This is a genomic window from Bradyrhizobium sp. 87 (assembly GCF_023073015.1).
Classification (GTDB): Bacteria; Pseudomonadota; Alphaproteobacteria; order Rhizobiales; family Xanthobacteraceae; genus Bradyrhizobium; species Bradyrhizobium canariense_D.
Map to the genome: position 1 here is coordinate 14,265 of NZ_JADPIQ010000061.1, position 23,464 is coordinate 37,728.

At 64.0% G+C, this 23,464-nt stretch carries 23 protein-coding genes and 1 pseudogene; 8 read left to right on the forward strand and 16 right to left on the reverse strand.

All coding sequences use genetic code 11. From position 1 onward, the window contains the following. Positions 1 to 70: 70 nt before the first annotated feature. On the reverse strand, positions 71 to 796 hold the full coding sequence (locus IVB50_RS15080) for an outer membrane beta-barrel protein (protein WP_018458163.1): 726 nt from the start codon (positions 794 to 796) through the stop codon (positions 71 to 73). A 222-nt stretch (positions 797 to 1,018) separates the two neighbouring features. Further along, the gene (locus tag IVB50_RS15085) at positions 1,019 to 1,339 is read right to left on the reverse strand and encodes a hypothetical protein (protein ID WP_027570057.1); all 321 of its coding nucleotides are present in this window, start codon (positions 1,337 to 1,339) and stop codon (positions 1,019 to 1,021) included. A gap of 207 nt (positions 1,340 to 1,546) precedes the next feature. Here IVB50_RS15085 and IVB50_RS15090 point away from each other — a divergent pair, with 207 nt between their 5' ends. Further along, complete coding sequence (locus IVB50_RS15090; protein ID WP_018458165.1) at positions 1,547 to 1,837, forward strand: hypothetical protein; 291 nt, start codon at positions 1,547 to 1,549, stop codon at positions 1,835 to 1,837. A 134-nt stretch (positions 1,838 to 1,971) separates the two neighbouring features. Here IVB50_RS15090 and IVB50_RS15095 read toward each other — a convergent pair whose 3' ends face one another. Continuing rightward, a complete protein-coding gene (locus IVB50_RS15095) occupies positions 1,972 to 2,181 on the reverse strand; it encodes a hypothetical protein (RefSeq protein WP_007605116.1) in 210 nt (69 codons plus the stop codon). Continuing rightward, a complete protein-coding gene (locus IVB50_RS15100; protein WP_018458166.1) occupies positions 2,178 to 2,342 on the reverse strand; it encodes a hypothetical protein in 165 nt (54 codons plus the stop codon). The genes IVB50_RS15095 and IVB50_RS15100 overlap by 4 nt, the downstream gene beginning before the upstream one ends. Positions 2,343 to 2,688: 346 nt before the next feature. On the opposite strand from IVB50_RS15100, the gene IVB50_RS15105 reads away from it, so the two are divergent. After that, positions 2,689 to 2,958 carry a hypothetical protein gene (locus IVB50_RS15105; protein WP_083926507.1) on the forward strand — a complete coding sequence of 90 codons (270 nt, stop codon included), beginning with the start codon at positions 2,689 to 2,691 and terminating at the stop codon, positions 2,956 to 2,958. Between the two features lie 18 nt (positions 2,959 to 2,976). Here the strand turns inward: IVB50_RS15105 and IVB50_RS15110 are convergent, their stop codons facing one another. The 5 genes from IVB50_RS15110 to IVB50_RS15130 form a co-directional block, all read right to left on the reverse strand. Then, a complete protein-coding gene (locus tag IVB50_RS15110; protein ID WP_247296259.1) occupies positions 2,977 to 4,593 on the reverse strand; it encodes an ABC transporter ATP-binding protein in 1,617 nt (538 codons plus the stop codon). 2 nt (positions 4,594 to 4,595) lie between these two features. Further along, a complete protein-coding gene (locus IVB50_RS15115) occupies positions 4,596 to 5,435 on the reverse strand; it encodes an ABC transporter permease (RefSeq protein WP_018458168.1) in 840 nt (279 codons plus the stop codon). Next, positions 5,432 to 6,403: an ABC transporter permease gene (locus IVB50_RS15120; RefSeq protein ID WP_018458169.1), complete on the reverse strand. Its 972-nt coding sequence runs from the start codon at positions 6,401 to 6,403 to the stop codon at positions 5,432 to 5,434. The genes IVB50_RS15115 and IVB50_RS15120 overlap by 4 nt, the downstream gene beginning before the upstream one ends. Positions 6,404 to 6,494: 91 nt before the next feature. Beyond that, the gene (locus IVB50_RS15125; RefSeq protein WP_026233516.1) at positions 6,495 to 8,045 is read right to left on the reverse strand and encodes an ABC transporter substrate-binding protein; all 1,551 of its coding nucleotides are present in this window, start codon (positions 8,043 to 8,045) and stop codon (positions 6,495 to 6,497) included. A gap of 265 nt (positions 8,046 to 8,310) precedes the next feature. Further along, the gene (locus IVB50_RS15130; RefSeq protein WP_026233517.1) at positions 8,311 to 9,861 is read right to left on the reverse strand and encodes a winged helix-turn-helix domain-containing tetratricopeptide repeat protein; all 1,551 of its coding nucleotides are present in this window, start codon (positions 9,859 to 9,861) and stop codon (positions 8,311 to 8,313) included. Positions 9,862 to 9,995: 134 nt separating this feature from the next. Here IVB50_RS15130 and mddA point away from each other — a divergent pair, with 134 nt between their 5' ends. Together mddA and IVB50_RS15140 are read left to right on the forward strand one after the other, a co-directional pair. Beyond that, the gene (mddA, locus tag IVB50_RS15135; RefSeq protein ID WP_018458172.1) at positions 9,996 to 10,781 is read left to right on the forward strand and encodes a methanethiol S-methyltransferase; all 786 of its coding nucleotides are present in this window, start codon (positions 9,996 to 9,998) and stop codon (positions 10,779 to 10,781) included. A 229-nt stretch (positions 10,782 to 11,010) separates the two neighbouring features. After that, positions 11,011 to 11,433, forward strand: a complete 423-nt coding sequence (locus IVB50_RS15140; RefSeq protein WP_026233518.1) for a GFA family protein — start codon at positions 11,011 to 11,013, stop codon at positions 11,431 to 11,433. A 43-nt stretch (positions 11,434 to 11,476) separates the two neighbouring features. Here the strand turns inward: IVB50_RS15140 and IVB50_RS15145 are convergent, their stop codons facing one another. Further along, positions 11,477 to 13,036, reverse strand: a complete 1,560-nt coding sequence (locus IVB50_RS15145) for a winged helix-turn-helix domain-containing protein (protein WP_018458174.1) — start codon at positions 13,034 to 13,036, stop codon at positions 11,477 to 11,479. Positions 13,037 to 13,456: 420 nt separating this feature from the next. Here IVB50_RS15145 and IVB50_RS15150 point away from each other — a divergent pair, with 420 nt between their 5' ends. Both IVB50_RS15150 and IVB50_RS15155 read left to right on the forward strand, forming a co-directional pair. Beyond that, positions 13,457 to 14,818, forward strand: coding sequence for an adenylosuccinate lyase family protein (locus IVB50_RS15150; RefSeq protein ID WP_018458176.1), 1,362 nt, complete (start codon positions 13,457 to 13,459; stop codon positions 14,816 to 14,818). A 113-nt stretch (positions 14,819 to 14,931) separates the two neighbouring features. After that, a complete protein-coding gene (locus IVB50_RS15155) occupies positions 14,932 to 16,188 on the forward strand; it encodes an aminopeptidase (protein ID WP_018458177.1) in 1,257 nt (418 codons plus the stop codon). Here IVB50_RS15155 and IVB50_RS15160 read toward each other — a convergent pair whose 3' ends face one another. Next, positions 16,189 to 16,581 (reverse strand): hypothetical protein, encoded by a 393-nt coding sequence (locus IVB50_RS15160; RefSeq protein WP_026233519.1) that lies wholly within the window; start codon positions 16,579 to 16,581, stop codon positions 16,189 to 16,191. Positions 16,582 to 16,815: 234 nt separating this feature from the next. Here IVB50_RS15160 and IVB50_RS15165 point away from each other — a divergent pair, with 234 nt between their 5' ends. Further along, the gene (locus IVB50_RS15165; RefSeq protein ID WP_018458179.1) at positions 16,816 to 17,271 is read left to right on the forward strand and encodes a cupin domain-containing protein; all 456 of its coding nucleotides are present in this window, start codon (positions 16,816 to 16,818) and stop codon (positions 17,269 to 17,271) included. A 96-nt stretch (positions 17,272 to 17,367) separates the two neighbouring features. On the opposite strand, the pseudogene IVB50_RS15170 reads toward IVB50_RS15165, so the two are convergent. The 5 genes and pseudogenes from IVB50_RS15170 to IVB50_RS15190 form a co-directional block, all read right to left on the reverse strand. Continuing rightward, a pseudogene (locus IVB50_RS15170) lies at positions 17,368 to 18,418 on the reverse strand (amidohydrolase family protein). Positions 18,419 to 18,534: 116 nt separating this feature from the next. Further along, on the reverse strand, positions 18,535 to 19,056 hold the full coding sequence (locus tag IVB50_RS15175) for a hypothetical protein (protein WP_018458181.1): 522 nt from the start codon (positions 19,054 to 19,056) through the stop codon (positions 18,535 to 18,537). A 62-nt stretch (positions 19,057 to 19,118) separates the two neighbouring features. Beyond that, on the reverse strand, positions 19,119 to 19,931 hold the full coding sequence (locus tag IVB50_RS15180) for an MBL fold metallo-hydrolase (protein ID WP_018458182.1): 813 nt from the start codon (positions 19,929 to 19,931) through the stop codon (positions 19,119 to 19,121). A gap of 121 nt (positions 19,932 to 20,052) precedes the next feature. Then, positions 20,053 to 21,579 (reverse strand): hypothetical protein, encoded by a 1,527-nt coding sequence (locus tag IVB50_RS15185; RefSeq protein WP_018458183.1) that lies wholly within the window; start codon positions 21,577 to 21,579, stop codon positions 20,053 to 20,055. Further along, positions 21,576 to 22,325, reverse strand: coding sequence for an ABC transporter ATP-binding protein (locus tag IVB50_RS15190; RefSeq protein ID WP_026233520.1), 750 nt, complete (start codon positions 22,323 to 22,325; stop codon positions 21,576 to 21,578). Before IVB50_RS15190 ends, IVB50_RS15185 begins: the two co-directional genes overlap by 4 nt. Positions 22,326 to 22,588: 263 nt before the next feature. Between IVB50_RS15190 and IVB50_RS15195 the strand changes: the two genes are divergently transcribed. Beyond that, positions 22,589 to 23,464 carry a branched-chain amino acid ABC transporter permease gene (locus IVB50_RS15195; protein ID WP_018458185.1) on the forward strand — a complete coding sequence of 292 codons (876 nt, stop codon included), beginning with the start codon at positions 22,589 to 22,591 and terminating at the stop codon, positions 23,462 to 23,464.

Below are 23,464 nucleotides of genomic sequence, written 5' to 3' on the forward strand. Positions count from 1 at the left end.
TCCGCACAGCGAAAAAAGAAGGGCCGGCAACGATGCCGGCCCTTCATCATGATAAGGCTTTGATAACCGTTCAGTAGCGCGCGACCGCCGAGTTGGCCCAGTTGAAGCGGTAGTTGACGCCCGCCTTGATGGTGTGGTCGTCGGTGGTGAAGTTGCCGGTTCCCGCCAGCGGGCCCGCGGTGAAGTGGGCGTCGCCGAAATTGTAGTACTGGTACTCGGCCTTGGCTGACCAGTTCGGCGCGAACATGTATTCGAGGCCGGCGCCGACGGTGTAGCCGTTGCGGTGGTCGCCGCTGATGATGAAGCCGGTCGGCACGCCGCCGACGGTCACCTTCTCGTTGTTGTCGGAATAGGCGTAGCCGCCCTTCACGTAGAGCAGGCCCGGACCCCAGGTGTAGCCGACGCGGCCGGTGATCGAGCCGAGACCGCGCTGGTCGTTGGTGTAGGCGACGCCGGCTGGGAACACCGCGCCGACGCTGCCGGAGAGCCAGGAATACTGGCCTTCGACGCCGACAACGAAGTTCGGGTTGAACTGCCAGTCCGCACCGGCCTGCAGACCGCCGAGGAAACGGCCGTTGCCGTTATTGCCGGTGGAGAGGCCGCTGAAATTGTTGTCGCTGGAGAACGCGCCGCCGACATGGCCGCCGATATAGAAGCCGGTCCAGTTGTAAATCGGGGCGGCATAGGCGGGCGCGGGCGCCTTATAATAGTTGCGGTTACCGAGATCGGCACCGACCGCCGGTGCGGCAGCGCCCACCACGAGCAGCGCAACGGTCGCAAACAGAATCTTCTTCATAGTCCAAACTCCAACACTTAAGTCCCCGGCAGTCGCGCTTTCCGCGCCGTCGTTGGTTTGCAGATAGCTCGCTTTTGACGAAAATGCTGTCACATCCATGGCACAGCGGCAGCCAACGTAACTTATTGGGCTGTAAATGATTTTTGTGCTTAATGTCGGCTTAAGAAGTGCTGAAGGAAAGCTTAACTCGGCGTTATCAGGGTAACTTGCGCGCGCATCTCATTAACCAAGACGGCGCCGCGCCTCATCGCGCATCTGTTCGCGGAATGCAGCGCGCTTTGCGGGCCGGTCTTCCTCGCGCACGTCATGACGATCGAAGACGTCGAACTTCTCCAGGATCGGATAGCGCTCGCTCGCCATCGCGAGCACGCGCAGCACCTTGGTCGCCGACGGTGTCGGGCCGCTCACTTCCCAGCGCCGGATGGTGTCGGCGCCGCCCTTCTCCGGCAATCCGCAAAGCCGGGCCATGTCGGCCGCGGTGAGCTTGCGCTCGAGGACCTCCGAGAGATCGTTGCGGAGTTGCTTCAGTTCGGGACCGGTCATGTCGCCTCAATACGCGAAGTCGATGAGGTGAATGCACTAGCGCTGATTCGGGTCCATCCGAAGGCGAGGCACGCGAGCGGGCGTGCTAGTCGTGCGACCGCTCCCCGGCGCCTCCGCCCGCGCACGGAGTTATGAACGGCTGCCTATGGAAATCCGCGGCTGAATGAACAGATGGCAAGGGGCCCACAGCGAATGAAGGGATCAGCCATGACAAGCATCAAACCCGCCATTGCCGCCCTAGTCACCGTCGGGTTGCTTGCCGCGCCGATCGCGGCTGAGGCCAAGAAGCACCGGTCAAGCCGAGCTTACAGCACCGGCGTGGTGGCTCCGAGCTATGGGAGCGCCGGATCGTTGGCAGCACAGCCCAGAGCCTACGGGTCGAGCGGACAGTCGGTCGGGACGGTCACGGCGCCGTCGGTCGGTACGTATAACTGGCCGTCGGTCGGCGTGACCAACGCAGTCCCGACCTGGAGCAACACCAACCCGCCGGTCAGGTAGGCGCGCCTGTCTGGCGAGCCAATGCCGGTCACCTGTGACGGTCGCAAGGCCAAAGAAGATGATAAAGTGCGACCAGCAATGATCATGGCGGTGGACCAGACATTGCGGATCGTTCAGGGAGAGCCCGTCCGATCCTAAATTCCCCGCCCGGCCTGTTGGCCGATCACGCAGCGCCACCCGGCGAGGCGCTCGGCCGGATGCTGGTTCATCCATTCGGCGAGTTGCGGCGCGCCCATCAGGCAAGATTGCATCGAGACGTCGGCGAAGTCGGATGTGGTGACGGTCTGCTCATGACAGTTCGCCGGAGAGGCGAGGTTGCAGAGCACGGCGATGATTTTGATCACGCGAGGTTGCCCCCGTCGCTGCGACGTGCGGCGGCTCCGCCTGATCTCTCGCTCATCGGATCAGTCGGCGGGAAGATGCTGTCGTAGATCGCGCGCGCTTCCTGGATGAGGCGAATGCGCTCGCGCTCGGATTTCGAGACAAACTGAATAATCTGGCCCATGTCGGCTCCAATTAGATCTTCAATCCACCATCACATGATGGAAATCATTTCATGCGGATGTGGGGTGCCGGCTTCGGCTTTGCAGCCATGCGGGCGGCCACGAGGGATAAAAAGCCCGTGACTATTCCGTTCCTGAGGTGGAACGGGGTACCTTCAGCGATGCGCCGATGGCACGGCGCATCCGTTCGGCGGGGACCGCTTCGTAGCATCGTGATGAAGAGTTGAGCCCACGGGATGATGGCACTGCGGCACATTTTCTCGCGCGTGGAGTTGTAAGGTCAGTCAGTGCACGGGCGCCTCGACGAACGGCATTGCGATTGAGAGACCGCGCCCGAAAGGATCAGCCATGACAAGAACAAAACGCACCATTGCTGCACTTATTGCTCTCGGATTGGCCGCCGCGCCACTTGCTGTAAACGCACAAACATCGGGGACGGGTACACCAGGCAGCACGAGCGGACGCACCGGAGCGCCGGTGCAGCAAGGGACCATCGGAAGTTCCGGGCAGACCGTCGGGACCGTGACGGCGCCGTCGATCGGAACGTCCAACCAGCCCTCCGTCGGCGTAACAAACTCAGTCCCCACCTGGAACAACACGAATCCTCGAACGAAGTAGAAACCGCGGTCGGCTGACTTACGCCGGCGCGCGCTCTCTCTGCCCCGGGACTGCTGCGAGCAATTCGCGTGTATAGGCATGCTCGGGCGCGGCGAACAGCTGCGCGGTCGGCTTCAGCTCGACGATGACGCCGCGCTGCATCACGGCGATGCGGTCACAGATTTGCGCTGCGACTCGCAGGTCGTGGGTGATTAACAGCATCGAGAGGCCGAGGCGGGCCTTGAGGTCTTCGAGCAGCCTTAGGACCTGCGCCTGCACGGAGACGTCGAGCGCGGAGACGGCCTCGTCCGCGACGATGATCTCGGGCTCGAGCGCGAGCGCGCGCGCAATGCCGATGCGCTGGCGCTGGCCGCCGGAGAATTCATGCGGATAGCGTTCGAGCGCGCCGGCATCGAGCCCGACCATCTTGAGGAGATCGCGGGCGCGGTCGAACGCCACTTTCGGATCGGTGCCGGCCGCGATCGGGCCGTCGGCGATGATATGACCGACCTTGCGGCGCGGATTGAGCGAAGCGAACGGATCCTGGAAGATCATCTGGATGCGAGGGCGCTCGGCGCGTAGCGCCTTGCCCGCGAGCTTTGTGAGATCGGTCTCGCCGATCCGCACGGTGCCGCGGTCGGCCTCGATCAGCCGCATCACAAGGCGGGCCACCGACGATTTGCCAGAACCGGATTCGCCGACCAGGCCGAGCGTCTCGCCTTTGAGGATGTTGAAATTAACCCCGCGCGCGGCATCGACGCGGCGGTCCTCGCGAAACCAGCCGCCCGAGGTGACGTAGGTCTTGTCCAGTCCGATCACCTCGACCGCCTTGGCCTGGTCGTCCAGGGGGCTGCGGGCGGGTGGGTCCATCGAGGGCACGGCGGCGAGCAGCGCCTTGGTGTAGTCGTGTTGCGGCGCGTTGAAGACCGCCGAGGCGGGGCCTTCCTCGACCACCTTGCCATGGCGCAACACCACGACTTGGTCGGCGATGTCGGCGACCACGCCGAAATCATGGGTGATGAACATCACCGCCATGTTGCGATTGCGCTGGAGGTTGCGGATCAGTTTCAGGATCTGCGCTTGCGTGGTGACGTCGAGCGCGGTGGTCGGCTCGTCCGCGACCAGCACCGCCGGTTCGAGCGCGAGCGCCATCGCGATCATGGCGCGCTGGCGCTGGCCGCCGGAGAGCTGGTGCGGATAGGCGCGCACGATGCGCTCGGGGTCGGGGAGGCCGACTTCGCGCGCCAGCGATAGCGCCTTTGCGCGCCGCTCCCTCGGCGTGAGCAGCCCGTGCGCCTCGAACATCTCCGCCATCTGGTCGCCGATCCGCATCAACGGATTGAGCGCGGTCATCGGTTCCTGAAAGATCATCGCAAGCCGGCGGCCGCGCAGATCGCGCCAGCATTCGTCGTCGAGTTTGAGCAGGTCGCGTCCTTCGAACTGGATCTCGCCGGAGGTGACGGTGACCGTGTCCGGCAACAGGCCCATCAGCGCATGCGCGCACATCGACTTGCCGGAGCCGGATTCGCCGACCACGCAAACGATCTTGCCGGGCCGCAAATCGAGCGAGATGCCGTCGACCGCGAAGGGACGCTCGGCGCCCTTGGGCAATGCGATCCGCAGATTCTTGACGGAGACGGCGGGCGGTGCGGTCATGATCAGCGGCCCTCCCGCGACAGCCGCGGATTGAGCGCGTCGTTGAGGCCTTCGCCGATCAAATTGAGCCCGAGCACCGAGATCAGGATCGCGACGCCGGGAAACACGGTGATCCACCAGGCCTGGCGGATCACGGTGCGGCCGGCACCGACCATGTAGCCCCAGGAGATCAGATTGGGATCGCCGAGGCCGAGGAACGCCAGCGAGGATTCCAGCAGGATCGCGGTCGCCACCATCAGCGAAGCCAGCACGATCACCGGCGACAGCGTGTTCGGCAGGATTTCGCGCAGGATGATCCAGGTGTTGCTCTGGCCCGTGACCACCGCGGCCTGGACGTACTCCCGCGTGCGCAACGACAGCACCTCGCCGCGGACGAGGCGCGCGACCGGCGGCCAGCTTACCAGCGCGATCGAGGCGACGATCGAATAGATCGAGGGCTGCAGGATCGCGACCAGGACGATCGCGAGCGCAAAGCTCGGAATGGTTTGGAAGAACTCGGTGAAACGCATCAGGGCGTCGTCGACCCTGCCGCCGAAATAGCCGGCCATGGCGCCGATCGGAACGCCGACGACCAACGCAACCAGGGTGGAGACCATGCCGACGAGCAGCGAGACGCGTGCGCCGAAGATCATGCCGGCGAACACGTCGCGGCCGAGTGCATCGGTGCCGAGCGGCACGGTCGCGAGCGTGAACGGCGGCAGGAACGGCCGCTGCACCATGCGCCAGGGCGAGTTCGGGAACAGCATCGGACCGAACAAGGCGACTGAGATCGCAAGGAGCAGGATGATGAGCCCGATGACGCCGCTCGGGCTCCTCAACATCGATTTCCAGAACTGTTTCATATGGAGAATTCGATGCGCGGGTCGACCAGGCGATAGACCAGGTCGGTGATGAGGTTGAAGATCAGGACAATGGCGGAGCAGATCACGAAGACCCCGAGCAGCAGATTGTAGTCGCGCTGGAGCAGGGCGTCGTACATCAGGCGTCCGATGCCGGGCCAGGCGAACACGGTCTCGGTGATGACGGCGCCGCCGATCAGGGTGCCGGAGTGGACTCCGGCGAGCGTCACGACGGGCAGTAGCGCGTTGCGCAGGACGTGGCGACGCTGGATCACGGCGTCGGACAGGCCTTTGGCGCGCGCGGTCTTGACGAAGTCGAGACGCTTCACTTCGAGCATCGAGGCTCGCGTCATGCGCGTATACGTCGCCATAAAAAACAGGCCGAGCGTCATCGCCGGCATAATCAGGTGCCTTGCGACGTCGACCACATGGGCAGGGCCGGAAAGGTTGGCGCCGACCGTCTCGTAGCCGAAGCTCGGCAGCCAATCCATGGTGACCGAGAACAGCAGGATGCTCATGAGCGCCACCCAGAAGATCGGCATGGCGTAAAAGATCAGCGCAAAGACGGTGATCGCGGTGTCGAGAAAGGTTCCGGCAAAGCGCGCGGCGAAGGTGCCGAAGAGAATGCCGAGCACGAGCGAGATCGCGAAGGCCGTCAGCGTCAGCAGCAATGTCGCCGGCAGCCGCTCGCCGATCAGCTTCGCGACCGGCGCCTGCTGGCGGAAGGAGAAGCCGAGGTCGAGGGTCACGATGCCCTTGACGTAGATGAAGAGCTGCTCGGGCAGCGGCTTGTCCAGGCCGAACTTCTCCCTGAGCTGCTGGACGAAGATCTGGTCGCTGGCGCCGGCCTCGCCCGCCATCACGACGGCGGGATCGCCGGGCGCGAGCCGGATCAGGAAGAAATTGAGGACGACGATCGCAAGCAGGACGATCACGCCCTTCGCGACACGCTGAGCGACAAAGGAGAGCATCTAGAGGATCATATCGGTGGTGTGACCTGGAGCGACAGAGACGGAGCGCCCACCTCTCCCCGCAAGCGGGGAGAGGTGACGGAGGTAGCCCTCACTTGTCGAGCCATGCATCCTTGAAGCCGTCGTTGACTCCGATCCCGGTGGTGATCAGGTTCTTGACCTTGCAGCGCATGATGGTCGGGAATTGCAGCTCGAGCATCCAGGCCACCGGCACGTCCTCGACCAGGATCTTCTGCGCCTTCTCGTAGATCTCCTTGCGCTTGGAGTCCGGCGTTGCCACCGCGCCCTCGGCGAACAGCTTGTCGATCTCAGCGTTGGAGTAACCCTCGACGTTGTTGAACACCTGGCCCTTGGCAATCGCGCTGGAGACGTAATTGCGGCCGACGCCGAGCGCGGGGTCGCCGTACTGGTAGAGGTAGGTGAAGGCGATGTCGTAGTCCCAGTCGCCGATCTTCTGGTTGCCGCCGGCGACGTCGGTGGCGATGGTCTCGATGTTCATGCCGACGTCCTGGAGGTTCTGCTTCACGGCTTCACCCCAGCGCTGCCAGGTCTCGCCATAGGCGAGCGGCAGAAGGCGGATCTTCTCGCCCTTGTAGCCGGCTTCCTTCAGCAGCGCCTTGGCCTTGGCGGGATCGTAAGGGTACTTCGGCACGTCGTCGGTGTAGTATTTGATGGTCGAGGCCGACGGGCCGGTTGCGACCTTGCCGAGCCCGTTCCAGATCACGTCCTTGGCGAACTCGCGGTCGATCGCAAACATGACCGCCTGCCGCACCCGCTTGTCGGCGAGCGGACCCTGCCGGTTGTTGAGCCACAGCCAGGCCAGCGGCGAGAAGAACTCCCAGCCGGCGCCGGTGACGCAGGTGTCCTTCAGCTTGGAGAGCCGGGGCACGTCGAAATTCTCGACCGAGCCGCCGGGCAGCACGTCGACCTTGCCGGTCTCATACGCCACCGAGCGCGCCGCGGCATCGGGAATGATCTGCCAGTAGATCTCGTCGAGATAGGGCTTGCCCTTCTCGTAATAGTTCGGGTTCTTGACCAGGCGGATGAAAGAGCCCTTCTGCCATTCCTTGAACATGAAGGGGCCGGTGCCGACAGGGGCGTTATTGTAGGGATTGGTCTTCCAGTCGGTGCCTTCATAAAGATGCTTGGGTACCATCGGCATTGAGCCGACCTCGAAGATGCCCAGGAACGGGCCGAACGGCTGCTTCAGCGTGAACACCACCGTGTAGTCGTCGGGAGCCTCGACCTTGTCGACCTGCGCCAGATTGTTGCGGGCACGCGCGTGGGTCTGTTTCAGCATCTCGAGCGAGAACAGCACGTCGGCGGCGGTGAAGGGCTTGCCGTCATGCCAGGTCACGCCCTTCCTGAGCTTGAATGTGTAGGTTTTTGCGTCCTCGCTGACACTCCAGCTCTCGGCGAGCTCGGCCTGCGGTTCGAGCTTGGGGCTGTAGCGAAGCAGGCCTTCGAAAATGTTGCCCGACACCATCTGCACCGGGCCGTTCTGGACCATCGCCAGCATCAGGCCGGGCGGCTCGGGCTGAATCACGGCATTGATCGCTCCACCCGCTTTCGGGTCTTGCGCCAGCGCCGGGGCCGCGAGACCGCAAGCCAGGAGGACACCAAGCAACACTCGTTTTGACATGTCGTATCTTTCTCAAGCGAGACCAGCCGCAAACGCTTCGCACGTCATGGCGCGCAAAGCTATGGCCGGCCCATCCCAGTCCCCATCCGGGATCGAGGCTCACACAGTCTCGTTCGGCGCCGCAAGATGAAAGTCTCGACAGTGTTCGCACAAAAAATGTACAGCGCGTCCTGTTATGGCGTTTGGCAGCCAATCCGGCGCCGCAGCGCCGCGCGATCCGTCCATCTGCGCCGCAAGCGCGACGCGGACCCGGCGTGAGGATCGTCTAGCGCAAGCCCGCCCGCCGGAATCCTTCCAGATAGTGCTCGCGGTCGGCCTCATTGGCCCATGGCAATTGCGTCGAAATCCAGTGCAGCGAGATGTTGGGCTGGGTGCGGCGGAGCTCGCCCAGCGCCATCTCCCCAAGCACGCCGTCTCCGGTCATGCCGGCAGAAACCGCGAGCACGCGGTAGGCGCCGGTAAGGTCGCCGCGATGACGGATTGCCTCGCGCGCGAGCGCGATGGCCTCGGCATAGCGCCGCTCGGTGAAGCGGGCATAGCCGGCGATGCCGTGATAGATCGCCAGGGATGGATCGCGCGGCGACAGCCGCATTGCCCTCTGCGCTGCCTCGAATGAATCCTTCGGCCGCCCGGCATAGGACAGCGCCAGTGCGTAATAGCCCTGCGCCAGCGAGAAGTTCGGATTGAGTGCGAGCGCCTGCTCGAACTCGGACAGTGCGTCGGCAAGTCTTCGCGTCGAGAAGTAGACGCTGCCGAGCGCGGCGTGCGCCCAGGCATCCTCATGGTCGCAGCGCACCGCGGCGAGCGCGGCGGCTTCCGCCGCTGGCGCCACCATGGCAAGCTCGGCCCAGCCGAGATGCACGCCGAACATGTGGTTCGCCGCGAGCACCGACAGCGCCTGGCCGTAGTTCGGGTCGATCCCCACCGCGCGTTCTAGCAGCGCCCGTGCGGTCTCGTGATCCCGCCGCGTCACGCGCCAGTAATGCGACAGCGCCCGCATCAGGAGATCCCAGGCATCCAGGCTCGCGGGGGGCTTGCGATGGGCGCGAAAACTTTCCGCCGCATGGATCTGCGGCTCGATCGCCGCAGCGATCGCATTCGTGATCTCGTCCTGCACGGCGAACACGTCGACCAGCTCGCGGTCGTAGCGCTCGGCCCAGAGATGGCTGCCCGTCGTGGCGTCGTTGAGCTGCGCGGTGATGCGCACCCGGTTGTCCGACTTGCGCACGCTGCCTTCGACGACGTAGCGGACGCCCAGTTCCTCGGCAATCTGCCGGATGTGGACCGCGCGTCCCTTGTAGGTAAAGGACGAGTTGCGGGCGATCACCATGAACCAGCGCTGCTTCGACAGCGCGGTGAGGATGTCCTCGCTGATGCCGTCGCCGAAATAGTCCTGTGCGGGATCGCCGCTCATGTTCTCGAAAGCGAGCACCGCGACCGCCGGACGGTCCGTCAGGACGCGCGGCAGGGCAGCGACGGGCTGCGCGGGCGCAGTCGTGGCTGCCACTTCTTCCCGGACTTCGCCGACGAAACGAAAACCCTTGCGCGGAATGGTCTTGATCAGCCGCTGGCTTGCGCCATCGTCGCCGAGCGCCTTGCGGGCGGCGTTGATCCGGCTGTTCAGGGCGGAATCCGAGATGATCCGATCGCTCCAGATCTGGCTGATCAGGTCATCCTTGCTGACCACACGCGTGCGCTGCGCCACCAGATAGAGCAGGAGATCGAACACCTGCGGCTGCAACGGCACAGCGGCTCCGCTGCAAGTGAGTTCCCGCAGGTCGCCGTCGAGCACGTTGTTTTCAAAGCAAAATCGCACGTTTTTGTCGTCTCAAGCAAAAATCAAAGTCGTCTCAGGCGAAAATCAACCGTCCGCGAAAGTCTTGGGACCTCCGGTGCGGCATGGTGCAGCGACCAATGAAGTGCCGGCGTTTTGGCACAACGGAGCTGTTTATGACCCAAATTGATCATCAGGTTCATCCTATCGGCCCGGTTGCGGGCTCACGCATTTTCAAGTTCATCGCCTTTCTGTACGGAATTGCGGCGTATCTCGTGTTTTTCATCACCATTCTCTACGCCATCGGTTTCGTCATGGGGCTGGTGGTGCCGAAGACCATCGATACCGGGACCGACACGCCCGTGGCCGAGGCCATCATCATCAATCTGCTCCTGATGGCCCTGTTTGCGGTCCAGCACAGCGTAATGGCGCGCCGGCAATTCAAGGCCTGGTGGACGCAGTACGTCCCCAAGCCGGTCGAGCGCAGCACCTATGTGCTGTTTGCGAGCCTGTCATTGCTCCTCCTGTTCTGGCAGTGGCGTCCGCTGCCCACGGTCATATGGGACGTCGCGAATCCGGATATCGCTGTGACGATCGTCACGCTGTCGCTGGCGGGCTGGGTCCTGGTGTTCACCTCGACCTTCATCATCAATCACTTCGAGCTGTTCGGCTTGCATCAGGTGACCAATCATCTCGTCGGCAAGGAGGCGTCGCCGCCGCGATTCAAGACGCCGCTGCTCTACAAGTTTGTCCGTCATCCGATCTATCTCGGCTTCATCATCGCGTTCTGGGCGGCGCCGGTCATGACCGCGGGCCATCTGCTGTTCGCCGCCGTGACCACGGCCTACATCTTCGTCGGCATCGCGCTGGAGGAGCACGACCTCGTCGATCTCTTCGGCGACGAGTACCGGCAGTACAAACAACGGGTGTCGATGCTTATTCCCTGGCGCAAGTCGGTATAGCTTGCGCGTCGTTCCGTCGCGTCCGCCGAAAGGAGGATGCGCGGCGGCGCCGAGGCGCGTAACGGATCGTGCCGGACGCAACCTTCAACGTTTCTCGGGGTGAATCCCCCTCACCCCGACGCTATCAGTGCGAGCAAAGCTCGTCGCGACCCCGCATTCGTTTTTGCCGAGTTCTCGGCAAACAGGAGCGGGGGGAGGAATCTAAACCATCATCAACGGAGACGACCTAATGAAACATGTTGGAAACTGCTTCTGTGGCGCAGTCACGATCGAGGTCACAGGTGCACCGGAGGCGATGGGCTATTGCCATTGCAGCTCGTGCCGCTCGTGGTCGGGCGGTCCGGTGAACGCCTTCAGCCTGTGGAAGCCCGAAGCCGTGCGCATCAGCGAAGGTGCAGAGAATGTCGAGACCTTTGCGAAGACGCCGCTCAGCCAGCGCAAATATTGCAAGAAGTGCGGCGGTCATCTCATGACCAACCATCCGCCGCTCGGCCTGATCGACGTCTTCACTGCCACCATCCCCACCCTCGCGTTTGCACCAGGCGTCCACGTCAATTACGCCGAGACGGTGCTGCCAATGCGCGACGGACTGCCCAAGCTCAAGGATTTCCCGGCCGAATTCGGCGGCAGCGGCGAGATGATGCAGGAGTAGCGGCGCCCTTCTCCTCTCCCGCAAGCGGGAGACGAGAAATTAGCTACCTCATCCCCGCGCGCCGCAATCCCTCGAGATAATGCTCGCGATCCTCGTCCCGCAGCATCGGCAGCTCGCGTGTGATCCAGGCCAGCGAGATGCCGGGCTGGGCGCGGCGCAAGCCTTCCAAGGCGGAAGCCGCGCGCGCGGAATCCCCTGACATACCGGCGGCGGCCGTCAGCACGCGATGCGCGCCGACGAAATCGGCGCGCTGCCGCATCGACTCGCGCGCCATCTGTGCGGCGCCTTCGTAATCGCGGCCGATGAACCGGGCATAGGCCGCGACGCCGCAATAGATTGCTGCGAGCGGGTCGCGCGGGCTCAGCCGCAGCGCGCGGCGCGCCGCGACATCGCCGTTCTGCCATCGTCCCGCGTAGCACAGCGTCACGCCATAGAAGGCGTGCGCCATCGCAAAGTTCGGATTGAGGTTCAGCGCCAGTTCGAACTCCGCCAGCGCGTCGTCGAAGCGGCGGCGGAATAGATAAGCATACGCCAGACCATGATGAGCCCAGGCATCTTCGCGATCGGCCTCCACCGCCGCGAGCGCGGCGCGCTCGGCGACCGGCACGGTCGGGGCCATGTCGGACCAGCCCATATGCGCGCCGAAGATGTGGCTGGTTGCGAGCAGGCCGAGTGCCTTGCCATAGGCGGGATCGAGCGCGACGGCCTCTTCGAGCAGTCCTTGCGCGGCGGCATTGTCCTCGCGGGTGATGCGCCAGTAATGCGACAATGCGCGCATCACAAGGTCCCAGGCATCCAGGCTTCCCGGCGGCTTCTGCTGGGCGCGAAAACTCTCGGCGGTATAGAGCTGCGGCTCGATCGCGGCGACGATCGCCTCGGTGATCTCGTCCTGCACCGCGAAGATGTCGGCAAGCTCGCGGTCGTAGCGTTCGGCCCAGAGATGGCTGCCGGTCGAGACGTCGTTGAGCTGCGCGGAGATACGCACGCGATCGCCGCTCCGCCGCACGCTGCCTTCGAGCACGTAGCGCACGCCGAGCTCGCGCGCGACCTCGTTCATGTGCACCGCGCGGCCCTTGTAGACGAAGGAGGAGTTGCGCGCGATGACGAAGAACCAGCGCAGCTTCGACAGCGCGGTGATGATGTCCTCGCTGATTCCGTCCGAGAAATAATCCTGCTCGCGGTCGCCGCTCATGTTGGTGAAGGGCAGCACCGCGATCGCGGGGCGGTCCGGTAGCGGCAGCGGGGCCCGTAGAAGCTTCGCTTCGAAATCGGATTCCGGCGCGGTTGCCCCACGCTTGGTTTCGACGTCGCCGACGAAACGAAAACCCTTGCGTGAGATGGTGCGGATCAGCGCCTGGCTCGCGCCGCTGTCTCCGACCGCCTTGCGTGCCGCATTGATCCGGCTGGTCAGCGTGGATTCGGAGACGCTGCGCCCGTGCCAGATCTTGTCGATCAGCTCGTCCTTGCTGACCACCCGATCGCGGTTCTCCATGAGGTGGACGACGAGATCGAAGACCTGTGGCTCCACGGCAACGGGAACCTGCTCGCGGCTCAGCTCGCGCAAGTCGGTATCGAGCAGGTGATCCCGGAACAGAAACTGCACGTCGAAAACTCAGACCTCAAGGCAACATCGGGCAATAATGAAAGCAAAACGGATTTCGGCTGATGTCTGTGAGTCCGCCGAGGGGCCTGCCCGGTTCACCACGATCGCGTGATGGCAGGCATGCAGTTTACGGGGAGGAATGCAACCTGGATTAGAATAAAGCCGTTTCGGCCGGATTGTCGCGATTTCCTCACGTCGTTGCGAGCAATCCAGCCTGCCGCCGCGGAGCCAGCGTGGATTGCTTCGTCGCAAGGGCTCCTCGCAATGACGGTGTTGAGGCAATGGCGTGCGGCAGCTGCCGACGTTGTCCTGGCCTTCGCGACGGCATCGAATGTGTGACGAATAGTGAATGTCCATTGCCGAACAGTTCCGTGTGCGTAAGCTGCCCTCACACAAAACACCAACCACGAAGAAACGCCCATGCCCGCTTTTCATGCCTCGACCACCGTGCTCGATTCCATGCTGTTCCGCGATGCCTTCGGCACGCCGCAGGTGCGGGAGGTGTTTTCCGATATCGCGACGGTCGCGCGCTATGCCGAGGTCGAGGTGGCACTGGCGAAGGCGGAAGCGAGATGCGGAGTGATTCCGCAGGACGCGGCCGATCAGATCGCCGCGCGGACCGATGTTGCCGCGCTGGATTTCGACCTGTTGCGGCAGGAGACCGATGTCGTCGGCTATCCGATCCTGCCGCTGGTGCATCAGATGGTGAAGCAATGCGGCGATGCCGGCCGCTATGTGCATTGGGGTGCGACCACGCAGGACATCATGGACACCGCCGTGGTGTTGCAACTGCGCGCAGGGCTTGAGATCGTCGAACGGGACATCGCGGGCTTGCGCAAGATCCTCGCCGATCTATCGAGGCGCTACCGCGACACGCCGATGGCGGGCCGCACCCATCTCCAGCAGGCGCTGCCGGTCACCTTCGGCTACAAGACCGCGATCTGGCTCGCGATGTTCGACCGCCACGCCGAGCGGATCAGTGAGTTGAAGCCGCGCGTCCTGGTCGGTCAGTTCGCCGGTGCCGCCGGCACGCTGGCCTCGCTCGGCGACAAGGGGTTCGAGGTGCAGGAAGCGCTCTGCGCCGAACTGAGGCTCGGCGTCCCCGCTTCGACCTGGCACGTCGCACGCGACGGTTTTGCCGAGGCCGTGAATTTCCTGGCGCTGGTCACCGGCTCGCTCGGCAAGATCGCGCTCGACATCATGATCATGGCCTCGACCGAATTCGCCGAGGTCTATGAGCCCTTTGTCAAGGGACGCGGCGCTTCCTCGACCATGCCGCAGAAGCGCAACCCGATCTCCTCGGAACTCATGCTCGCGGCGTCCAAGGCGGTGCGCCAGCATGCCGGCCTCATGCTGGATGCCATGGTGCAGGATTTCGAGCGCGCCACCGGGCCCTGGCACGCCGAATGGATGGCGATCCCCGAGAGCTTCGTGCTGACCGCCGGCGCGTTGCACCAGGCGAAATTCGCGCTCGCCGGCCTCATCGTGGATGAAAGCAAGATGAACGAGAATCTCGCCGTCAGCCGCGGTCTGATCGTGGCCGAAGCCGTCATGATGGGGCTTGCGCCGCAGATCGGACGGCAGGAGGCCCATGACGTGGTCTATGATGCCTGCCGGCTCGCCAATGAGAAAGGTCTTACGCTGGCGGACGCGCTGTCTTCCGACGCCCGCGTCTCTGTCAGAATCGACCGTGCCACGATCGAGGCGCTGACATCACCGAAAAATTACCTCGGCCTTGCTCCCGCCATGGTCGACCGGGTGCTGAAATCGGCAACGCGTTGAAAACCAAAATGCGCGAAACTGCGTATCTTTGGGGTGTCGCAAGGCACTCGCGCACTTGTGTCTCGCGATGCTAGACTTAAATTGAGCAAGAGACGTTCGGCAGAGGACCCGGCATGACTGATCAACGCATCACCTCCACTCCCATCGATCCCGTGAAGCTCGACCGGCTGGCCGAGGTGGCGGTGAAGGTGGGCCTGGGCTTGCGGCCGGGCCAGGATCTGCTCTTGACGGCACCTGCGATCGCGTTGCCGCTGGTGCGGCGGATTGCCGTGCATGCCTACAAGGCCGGCGCCGGCATCGTGACGCCCATTCTCTCCGACGAAGAGATGACGCTGGCGCGCTACCGCCACGGCCACGACGACAGCTTCGATCGCGCCGCCAACTGGCTCTACGAGGGCATGGCCAAGGCGTTCTCCAACAACACCGCCCGTCTCGCCATCGTCGGCGACAATCCGATGCTGCTGTCGGGCGAAGATGCTTCCAAGGTCGCGCGCGCCAGCAAGGCCAATTCCATGGCCTATCAGCCGGCGCTGGAAAAGATCGTCAATTTCGATACCAACTGGAACATCATTGCGTATCCAAGCCCATCCTGGGCAAAGCAAGTCTTTCCGAACGATCCTGAAGAGGTCGCGATCGGCAAGCTCGCGGACGCGATCTTCGCGGCGTCCCGCGTCGATCGCGACGACGCGCCGGCCAATTGGGCGAGCCACAATGCGGTGCTGCGCGAGCGCACCAACTGGCTCAACGGCCAGCGTTTCCGCGCGCTCCAGTACTCGGGACCGGGCACTGACCTCACCATCGGGCTCGCCGACGGCCATGAATGGGAAGGCGGCGCTTCGCTCTCCAAGAACGGCATCAGCTGCAACGCCAATATCCCGACCGAAGAGGTCTTCACCACGCCGCATTGCCGGCGCGTCTACGGCCATGTCGTGAGCTCGAAGCCGCTGTCCTACCAGGGCACGCTGATCGACAAGATCGCGGTGCGTTTCGAGGACGGCAGGATCGTCGATGCGAAGGCTTCGCGCGGCGAGGAGGTACTGAACAAGGTGCTCGATACCGACGAGGGCGCGCGCCGTCTCGGCGAGGTGGCCCTGGTGCCGCATTCCTCGCCGATCTCGCAGAGCGGACTGTTGTTCTACAACACGCTGTTCGACGAGAACGCTGCCTCGCACATCGCGCTTGGCCAGTGCTACTCGAAGTGCTTCGTCAACGGCGCGCAGCTCACGCCGCAGCAGATCGCCGCGCAAGGCGGCAACCAGAGCCTGATCCATATCGACTGGATGATCGGCTCGGCCGAGACCGACATCGACGGCATTCTCGCCGACGGCAGCAAAGTGCCGGTGTTTCGCAAGGGCGAATGGGCGAAGTAACTACGCAGCCGGGTTGCGCAGCATCGGGCTGTTGTCGATGCTGAAGCGGTTGAACAACGTCGTGAACGGGCTGCCGTCGGTGGCCCGCACGACGGCGTCGGAGGCCGCCACCGCATCGTAGAGCGCACCGACCGGATCATTCGCCTCGGGCAGGTCGAGGCCCCTGCGGATTTGCTCGGGGGCCTCGTTGACGTCGTCCTCGTCGTCGAGTGTCGCCTCGAGCGCATCCGCCGCCCGAAGCATCTCATGGAGGTCACCGCCGATCTGCCCGGGGCTTTCGATGCCGTCAACGGTGAACCAGGGCTCCTCTTCGGTTGCGAAGGAGACATCGAGGCTGCCGAGCCAGGCGACGACCTCGCCATGAGCTTTGAGAACCTCCGGGGTGAGGGGCATCGGCATGGCTCCTTCAGATGCTTCGCGCACTTTGTCGCACCCCGGAAAAGAAGGGTTCATGTGCTCGAAATTGCAGGGAAATTGCGACGTTAACCGTTTCGCGTCTGCAACTTGCGGCTGATTGTCGGGCCCTGCGTAAGAAAGAATTAAAAATCGGCTACTAGCGTTCCCGCCATCTTTGAACAATCCGGGCCGAGATCCGGGCAGGTCATATTTTATCCCCCGAGGAAACAGATGTCGCGCACATTGATTGAAATCAGTCATTGCAATGTAGATCTCGAGCTGCGGCCGATCGAGCCGTCCTGGATTATCGAAGGCAATCCGGTGTCGCGCTCGCACATCCTGTCCACCAGCGCCGACGGCACCGCTTCGACCATCATCTGGGCCTGCACCGAAGGGCGCTTCAACTGGTACTACGATATCGACGAGACGATCATGATCATGGAAGGATCGATCGTGCTCGAAAGCGACGGCATGCCGCCGAAGCGCTACGGCCCGGGCGACGTCATCTTCTTCCGCGACGGCGCGCATGCCAAATGGCATGTCGAAGGCCACGTCAAGAAGATCGCCTTCTGCCGCAAGACCAATCCCGTGATGATCGGCTTCCTGATCCGCGTCGTCAACAAGCTCAAGAAGATCTTCGTCGCCACCGGCGAGCGCCGTCCGGCCTCGCTGATGGGCGCAAATTAGAGTTCAAACAGTTCAAGGACGCTTCCCAGCGGTCACGACGGAACAGGGGCCGGGATCAACATCCCGGCCCCTGTTCTCGTCATGGTGCCAATCCCTTTAAGGCAAATCGAGCCGGTAGAAATTGCTCGCGGTCCTGCGAGAACAACGCCGTCTTCTCGGTCTCGCTCAGGGGCGCCGCGATACGCTTGAACGTGTTGAAGATCACCTGGTAGCTGCACTGGCCCTTGTCCGGCGGGAAGTTGCTCTCGAACATCGCGCGCTCGGGTCCAAACGCCTCGATGCAGGTTTCGATGTAAGGCCGCCACGCCGCGGCAAGCTCCTTGGATGATGGCGGACTCGCGCGCAAATGGAAGTCGTAGCCGAGCAGGCACATCGCGAGCCCGCCGAGCTTCACCACCACGTTCTCGCATTTGGCGATCTCCCGGATCGAGGCGCGCCATTGCGGAAACACCTCCTCGCGTCGCCCCGCAAAGCGGCCGATTCCGGCCGGGCCGCCGCAATGGTCGAGCACGATCCTGGTGTCGGGAAATGCGCGGGCGAGCTCGGTCAGCTCGCCGATTTGCGGATGGAACAGCCGAGCGTCGAAGCTCAGGTTGAGCGGCGCGAGGCAGGCAAAGCCCTTGCGGAAGGTCGGGTCCTGCAGCAATCCCTGCGGCCGGCTCGCATACATGCCGGCGACAGCAGGATCCTGGTCCCAGGCCGAGGAATGCCGGATGCCGCGGAAGCGACCGTTGCCCGCCGCGATCTCGGCCTCCAACACGGGTTGTGCGGCATCGCCGAGCAGCAGATTGACGTGGCTGACGATGCCGGCGCAAATCGCGGCCTTGCCGTAACCGCCGCTGGCGCTCATCGCGGCGACGCCATTGGCGAACTCGACTTCGCCCACCGGCCGGAACGCCTCCGGCCCGTGCGCGCGATACATCGAGCGGCAATCGACATAGACGGTGGCGATGACGTTGTGGCCGGAGGCGATATCTGCCGCCATCTCCTCGATCAGATAGCGGTGCCCGCGATTCCAGAGATGGTGATGGGGATCGACGATCGGCCGTGAGGGATCGATGATCTCCTCCTGATGCAGCGCGAGCCAGTCCTCGCGCGGCTCGACGAATAGCCCGCTCGTCTTGGCGGGCAAACCGCTTGCAGCCATCGGCGTGCGCTCCCTTGATGTATGCTTCTTGTTTTGGGAGCCTAGCACCTCGTCCTCGCATGCACCAACGCGCGTTGCGCAATCGCGCCCGTCATCGCGGTACAGCGGCGCCGGCGTCAACCCTTGCGCCGCTTCGCCCTCACATCGACCACCAGCCGCCAATCGGTTGCGGTGGCCGGCTTGACCTCGCCGAGCCAGTGGAAGAAATCCTCGGTGACTTCCGTAAAACTCCAGCGCGTCAGGTCGCCAGCTTCGGTCGTGCCTTCCTGCACGATGTCGGCATCGCGTGGACGGCCGATCTGCTGGCGGAATATGCAGCGGCCGGGATCGAACCATGAAATCCGCCAGGCATCGATGGTCGGATCGTAGACCCGCAGCGTCGTGCCGTACCAATTGCCGGCGATCGGCAAGGCCGGGCTGCCGGCCGGGCGCGGAATGATCCAGACGTCTTGCACGGCGCGGCCCTCCAGCACCCAGCCGAAATGGATTTCGCCGGGCGCGGTGTGTTTCGTTCCATCGGGTCCATGGGCGGTGATCTCGGCGTCCCAATCGCCGACGAAGCGGCCATAAAGCTGGAGTGCCGCCGCGTGCTGGGGGTTCGGTCCGTCCGCGTGCAATAATCTCGCAAAGTCGGTCATGTCGATCTCCCTTTGCGGGAGATCAGCACGACCGGCCGGCAGCCGACTTGGAGAAAATTGCGTCACACCCCGTCGAGGATGATCACCGTCGGCTTCGACGGCAACGCATCTCGGGACATCCGGAAACTTCGTTCCATGCGCCGGTCGATCTCGAACTGCTGGCCGATGCGTTGCATGAAATCGTCGAGCGGGGTGGCGAAGCGGTGCATCGGCAGCACCACCGAGGCGCGCAGCCGCTTGGTGATCTCGGAGACGCCGTCGAGCGACATGGTGTAGGTGCCGTCGATCGGCACCATCACGATGTCGAGCCGCCCGATCTGGGCGAAGTGGCTGTCATCGAGCTTGTGGTGAAGATGGCCGAGATGGCCGATGCAGAGGCCCGCCACCTCGAAGATGAAGATGGAGTTGCCGTCACGGATCATGTCGGCGCCGGCATCGTCGCCGAAATAGCGACGGATGTCGGTCGTGACGTTGCGGATGAAGGTGTCGCCGATGCGCTCCGACACGATGGCCGGCTTGCCGTCCTCGCCCCAGCCATGCAGCACACGAGGAATGCGCTTGTCGGGATATAAAGAGTAGTGCGTGCTGTGGGCCCGGTTCATGGTGACGACATCGGGCAGCCGGCCCACCTGGTAGGCCCCGCTATAGTCGGTGGCGATGCGTAAGCCGCCGGGCGTGTCGATGAAATAGGTGGAATGGCCGGCATAGGTGATCTCGACCTCGGGCGCAGCCGCCGCCTGCCTGAACGCGACCGACATGAGGCGCGGCGCAGCATTCGCCATCGCCAAGCATTCGCTGCGCTGCGACTGCTGGGCGATGGCAGGTGAGAGGAATGCGCCGAACAGCGCCAGAGCGGCCGAAACCAGTCGTCGCATGAATTCATCCCCGATGACTTCAGGGGAAAGTCTAGCTTGCAATGCAGCGCGTGGCCAACAGCGCGCGATCAACAGCGCGTCAGTGTCGCACCGTCACGCCGCCCTATGATTCGCGCCTTTACTACTCCCGCCGCGGGCTGAACTTCCAGGTGAGGGCGACGAGGCTCGCGGTGATCAGGCTGCTGACGAGGCCGACGATGGGCAGCGTGAGCACCAGCGCGGCGCTGGCAGCCCAGCCGATCGAGGAGAACGCCTCGGCAAAGGTCGCAAGCCGCGACGAGGTCTGGCGGCGGCGGAATTGGCTGCGCCGGGCTTGCACCCGGAACCAGAGCTGGATTGCGGTGGCGGAGGCCGCACTGACGATGACCGCACCGGCGCTGACCGCGGCCTGGAACGCCGAGGCGAAAGCGAGCGCCGCGATCAGCGGGCAGAAGATGACGCCGATCGCGATCAGCACCACCTCTATCTTGGCGCGGATGACGCTGGACGGCGGCAATGGCGCGGTCGCAACCAGGTCGGGCGCGTCCTCGCCCGAGAGCGTCAGCCAGGCAAGCCCGCCGGCGAGTTGTCCCGCCGCCATGACGATGACGGGCGTGATCAGCGTCAGCGCCGCGGAGCTGTCGGCAAAGTTGCGCCAGAGCAGCAATGCCGGCGGCACCAGATAGAGCAGCTGCATCAGCGTCTGCGAGATCAGCCAGGGATCGCGCCAGAGCAGCGAAAATTCCTTGCGCCGTAGGGCATGCTGCCGCGATCCGCCGCGGAACGGGCGCTCCTTCGCGCTGCGACGGCCGGACGCGCCATAGGCGGCGGCATCGATCGCCGTGTCCGCAAAGCGGCCCGAGAAGATCGCCATGACGCCTCCGAGCAGCACGAGGCCGAGCGCCAGGAGCAGCAGCAGCGCTTCGGCATCCCCCATCGCCGCCCGCGCCGGCCACCACCAGATGCTGTCGGCATCGGGCGCGTAAGCGGCCAAGCTACCCGAGGTCAGGATGGTGAAGCGCGACAGCGTGCCGTAGGACATGATCGCCGCCACCTGGAGCGCGATCACGAAGCCGGCGCCGATGATGGCGGCGAGGATCTGGGCGACGAACCGTGTCCGCGCCGGACCGATCAGGCGGAACAGCAGGATGGTGACGGCGATCGCGATCGCTGCGGCCGACAGGCCCATCGCGACGACGACGCCGAACGCTGCAAGCCAGCGCGCGCCGCCCCCGAACACCAGCACGTCGATGAAGGGTGTCGAGAACAGCAGCGCCATCACCGTGATGGCGAGCGCGATCGCGGCGATGCGCACCGAGAACAGATTGGCCAGCGTCGCGGGTGAGGACATGATGAGGTCGAGATCGGCGCGTGCGTAGAACACCCGCGTCACCGATTCGATCGCCTGTGACAGCATCAGCGTCCAGGCCAGAAAAATTGTCGCCGAAATCACGATCAGCGAGGATTTGTCGAGCGGCAATTGCAGGTCGGCGAAGCGGCCGATCACCGCCCAGGCCGGGACGTGCAGCAGCGCCGCGAAGAACAGCAGGCCGATCACCGCGGCACGCGTTCGATTGCGCCGCCCGCCGGTCATCATGGCGAGCCATTCGCGCCAGGCGAGCCGGAGCTCGTGGCGGGCGAACCAGGACAGCGCGGTGGCCGAGCTCATGCGGCTTCCTGGAGGGTCACCAGCGCGATGAAGAGATCTTCCAGGCTGGTATCGGCGTGCCCGTTTTGCTGCCGGAGCTCAGTCAGCGTGCCCTCGGCAACCAGGCGGCCGGCTGCGATCACGCCGATGCGGTCGGCCATGCGTTCGGCGACCTCGAGGATATGCGTGGTCATGATGACGGTGCAGCCGGCGCGGACGCGCTCGCTCAGGAGTCCCTTGACATGGCGGGCGGAGACGGCGTCCAGTCCCGTCAGCGGCTCGTCGAGGATGATGAGGCGGGGATCGTGCACCAGGGCGCCGGCGAGGGCGACCTTCTGGCGCATGCCCTTGGAAAAGCCCTCGCAGCGTTCGTGCCGGTGCGGCTCGAGCCCGAGCGAGTTCAGGAGCTCCGCGGCGACCGGTTCCGAGGCCGATGGTGCGATGCCCCACAGACCGGCTACGAACTCGAGATATTCGAGCGGCGTGAGCTTGTCATAGATCATGGGCTCGTCGGAGACCCACGCCATCACCTGCTTGGCGGCGACGGGGTTTTGGAGCGCATCGATGCCGAAGATGGAGACCGAGCCGGCATCGGGCCGCAAAAGGCCTGCAACCATGCGCAAAGTGGTGGTCTTGCCGGCGCCGTTGGGGCCGACCAGCGCATAGAATTCGCCGGCATGGATGGTGAGATCGAGGTTATCGACCGCCAGACGGTCAAAACACTTCGTTAACCCCATGACTTCGAGCGCCGAGTCGTCCCGCTTCATCACGGCCACACCTTGCGGTTTTGCATCGCTCGCGACCATGCCCCGAAGATGTTTCGGCACCGTGAATCGCGCTGCCGCAAATTCCGTCATCCGGATTGGACTAATGGCAAGTCACCGTTTGTTGACAGCGCTTGGCGGTTCAGGCTGAATTGGTGAAGGGACGAATGGCGCGAACGCAGCGAAACGACTGCGTAGCGACTGAACACAAGATGCGGCAAGGCGGTCAGGAAGAACCGCCGGTTGTATCGGGAGGATGCGCGACGATGCTGGATTTCGTTCAGCAGCTGGTCAGCGGTGTTGCGCTCGGCTGCGTCTACGGCCTGATCGCGCTCGGCTTCGTGCTTGTCTACAAAGCCACCGAGGTCGTCAATTTCGCCCAGGGCGATTTGATGATGCTGGGCGGCTTCTTTGCCTTCACCTTCATCGGCATGATGGGGCTGAACTACTGGATCGGCTTTGCCGGTGCGGTGGCGGCGATGGCGCTGTTCGGCATGCTGGCCGAGCGCGTGGTGGTGCGGCCGATCCTCGGCTATCCGCAATTCTCCATCATCATGGCCACCATCGGGCTCGGCTATTTCCTGCGCTCGATCGCAGGCATGATCTGGGGGACCGATGATCTGAAGATCGAGACGCCGTTTAGCCAGGGCGTGCTGCGCATCGGCCCGCTGGTGCTCGCCTACGACAAGCTCTCGGTGATCGCGGCGACCATGATCCTGTGCACGCTGCTCTATCTGTTCTTCAACAAGACCACGCTCGGCACTGCGATGCGCGCCAGTTCCGAGAACATGCTCGCGGCCTATTACATGGGCATTCCGGTCAAGCGCGTGGTGTCGATCGTCTGGGCGATCAGCGCGGCGGTCGCGACCTGCGCCGGCGTGCTGCTGGCGCCGATCACCTTCATCCATTCCAATGTCGGCCTCGTGCTCGGCCTCAAGGCGTTTCCGGCCGCCGTGCTCGGCGGCTTCGGCTCGATCCCCGGCGCCGTGGTCGGCGGCGTCCTGATCGGCGTCATCGAGAGCATGGCGGGCTTCTATCTGGCCGAGGGCTGGAAGGACGTCGCGCCCTACATCGTGCTGCTCGCCGTGCTCTTGCTCAAGCCCGAAGGCCTGTTCGGCCTTCACGTCCGCAAGAAGGTCTGA

Excerpts from the sequence above, each read along its gene's own strand:
- IVB50_RS15080 (WP_018458163.1), bottom strand. The coding sequence starts at position 796 with ATGAAGAAGATTCTGTTTGCGACCGTTGCGCTGCTCGTGGTGGGCGCT.
- IVB50_RS15085 (WP_027570057.1), bottom strand. The coding sequence starts at position 1,339 with ATGACCGGTCCCGAACTGAAGCAACTCCGCAACGATCTCTCGGAGGTC.
- IVB50_RS15090 (WP_018458165.1), top strand. The coding sequence starts at position 1,547 with ATGACAAGCATCAAACCCGCCATTGCCGCCCTAGTCACCGTCGGGTTG.
- IVB50_RS15100 (WP_018458166.1), bottom strand. The coding sequence starts at position 2,342 with ATGGGCCAGATTATTCAGTTTGTCTCGAAATCCGAGCGCGAGCGCATT.
- IVB50_RS15105 (WP_083926507.1), top strand. The coding sequence starts at position 2,689 with ATGACAAGAACAAAACGCACCATTGCTGCACTTATTGCTCTCGGATTG.
- IVB50_RS15110 (WP_247296259.1), bottom strand. The coding sequence starts at position 4,593 with ATGACCGCACCGCCCGCCGTCTCCGTCAAGAATCTGCGGATCGCATTG.
- IVB50_RS15115 (WP_018458168.1), bottom strand. The coding sequence starts at position 5,435 with ATGAAACAGTTCTGGAAATCGATGTTGAGGAGCCCGAGCGGCGTCATC.
- IVB50_RS15120 (WP_018458169.1), bottom strand. The coding sequence starts at position 6,403 with ATGCTCTCCTTTGTCGCTCAGCGTGTCGCGAAGGGCGTGATCGTCCTG.
- IVB50_RS15125 (WP_026233516.1), bottom strand. The coding sequence starts at position 8,045 with ATGTCAAAACGAGTGTTGCTTGGTGTCCTCCTGGCTTGCGGTCTCGCG.
- mddA (WP_018458172.1), top strand. The coding sequence starts at position 9,996 with ATGACCCAAATTGATCATCAGGTTCATCCTATCGGCCCGGTTGCGGGC.
- IVB50_RS15140 (WP_026233518.1), top strand. The coding sequence starts at position 11,011 with ATGAAACATGTTGGAAACTGCTTCTGTGGCGCAGTCACGATCGAGGTC.
- IVB50_RS15150 (WP_018458176.1), top strand. The coding sequence starts at position 13,457 with ATGCCCGCTTTTCATGCCTCGACCACCGTGCTCGATTCCATGCTGTTC.
- IVB50_RS15155 (WP_018458177.1), top strand. The coding sequence starts at position 14,932 with ATGACTGATCAACGCATCACCTCCACTCCCATCGATCCCGTGAAGCTC.
- IVB50_RS15160 (WP_026233519.1), bottom strand. The coding sequence starts at position 16,581 with ATGCCCCTCACCCCGGAGGTTCTCAAAGCTCATGGCGAGGTCGTCGCC.
- IVB50_RS15165 (WP_018458179.1), top strand. The coding sequence starts at position 16,816 with ATGTCGCGCACATTGATTGAAATCAGTCATTGCAATGTAGATCTCGAG.
- IVB50_RS15175 (WP_018458181.1), bottom strand. The coding sequence starts at position 19,056 with ATGACCGACTTTGCGAGATTATTGCACGCGGACGGACCGAACCCCCAG.
- IVB50_RS15180 (WP_018458182.1), bottom strand. The coding sequence starts at position 19,931 with ATGCGACGACTGGTTTCGGCCGCTCTGGCGCTGTTCGGCGCATTCCTC.
- IVB50_RS15185 (WP_018458183.1), bottom strand. The coding sequence starts at position 21,579 with ATGAGCTCGGCCACCGCGCTGTCCTGGTTCGCCCGCCACGAGCTCCGG.
- IVB50_RS15190 (WP_026233520.1), bottom strand. The coding sequence starts at position 22,325 with ATGAAGCGGGACGACTCGGCGCTCGAAGTCATGGGGTTAACGAAGTGT.
- IVB50_RS15195 (WP_018458185.1), top strand. The coding sequence starts at position 22,589 with ATGCTGGATTTCGTTCAGCAGCTGGTCAGCGGTGTTGCGCTCGGCTGC.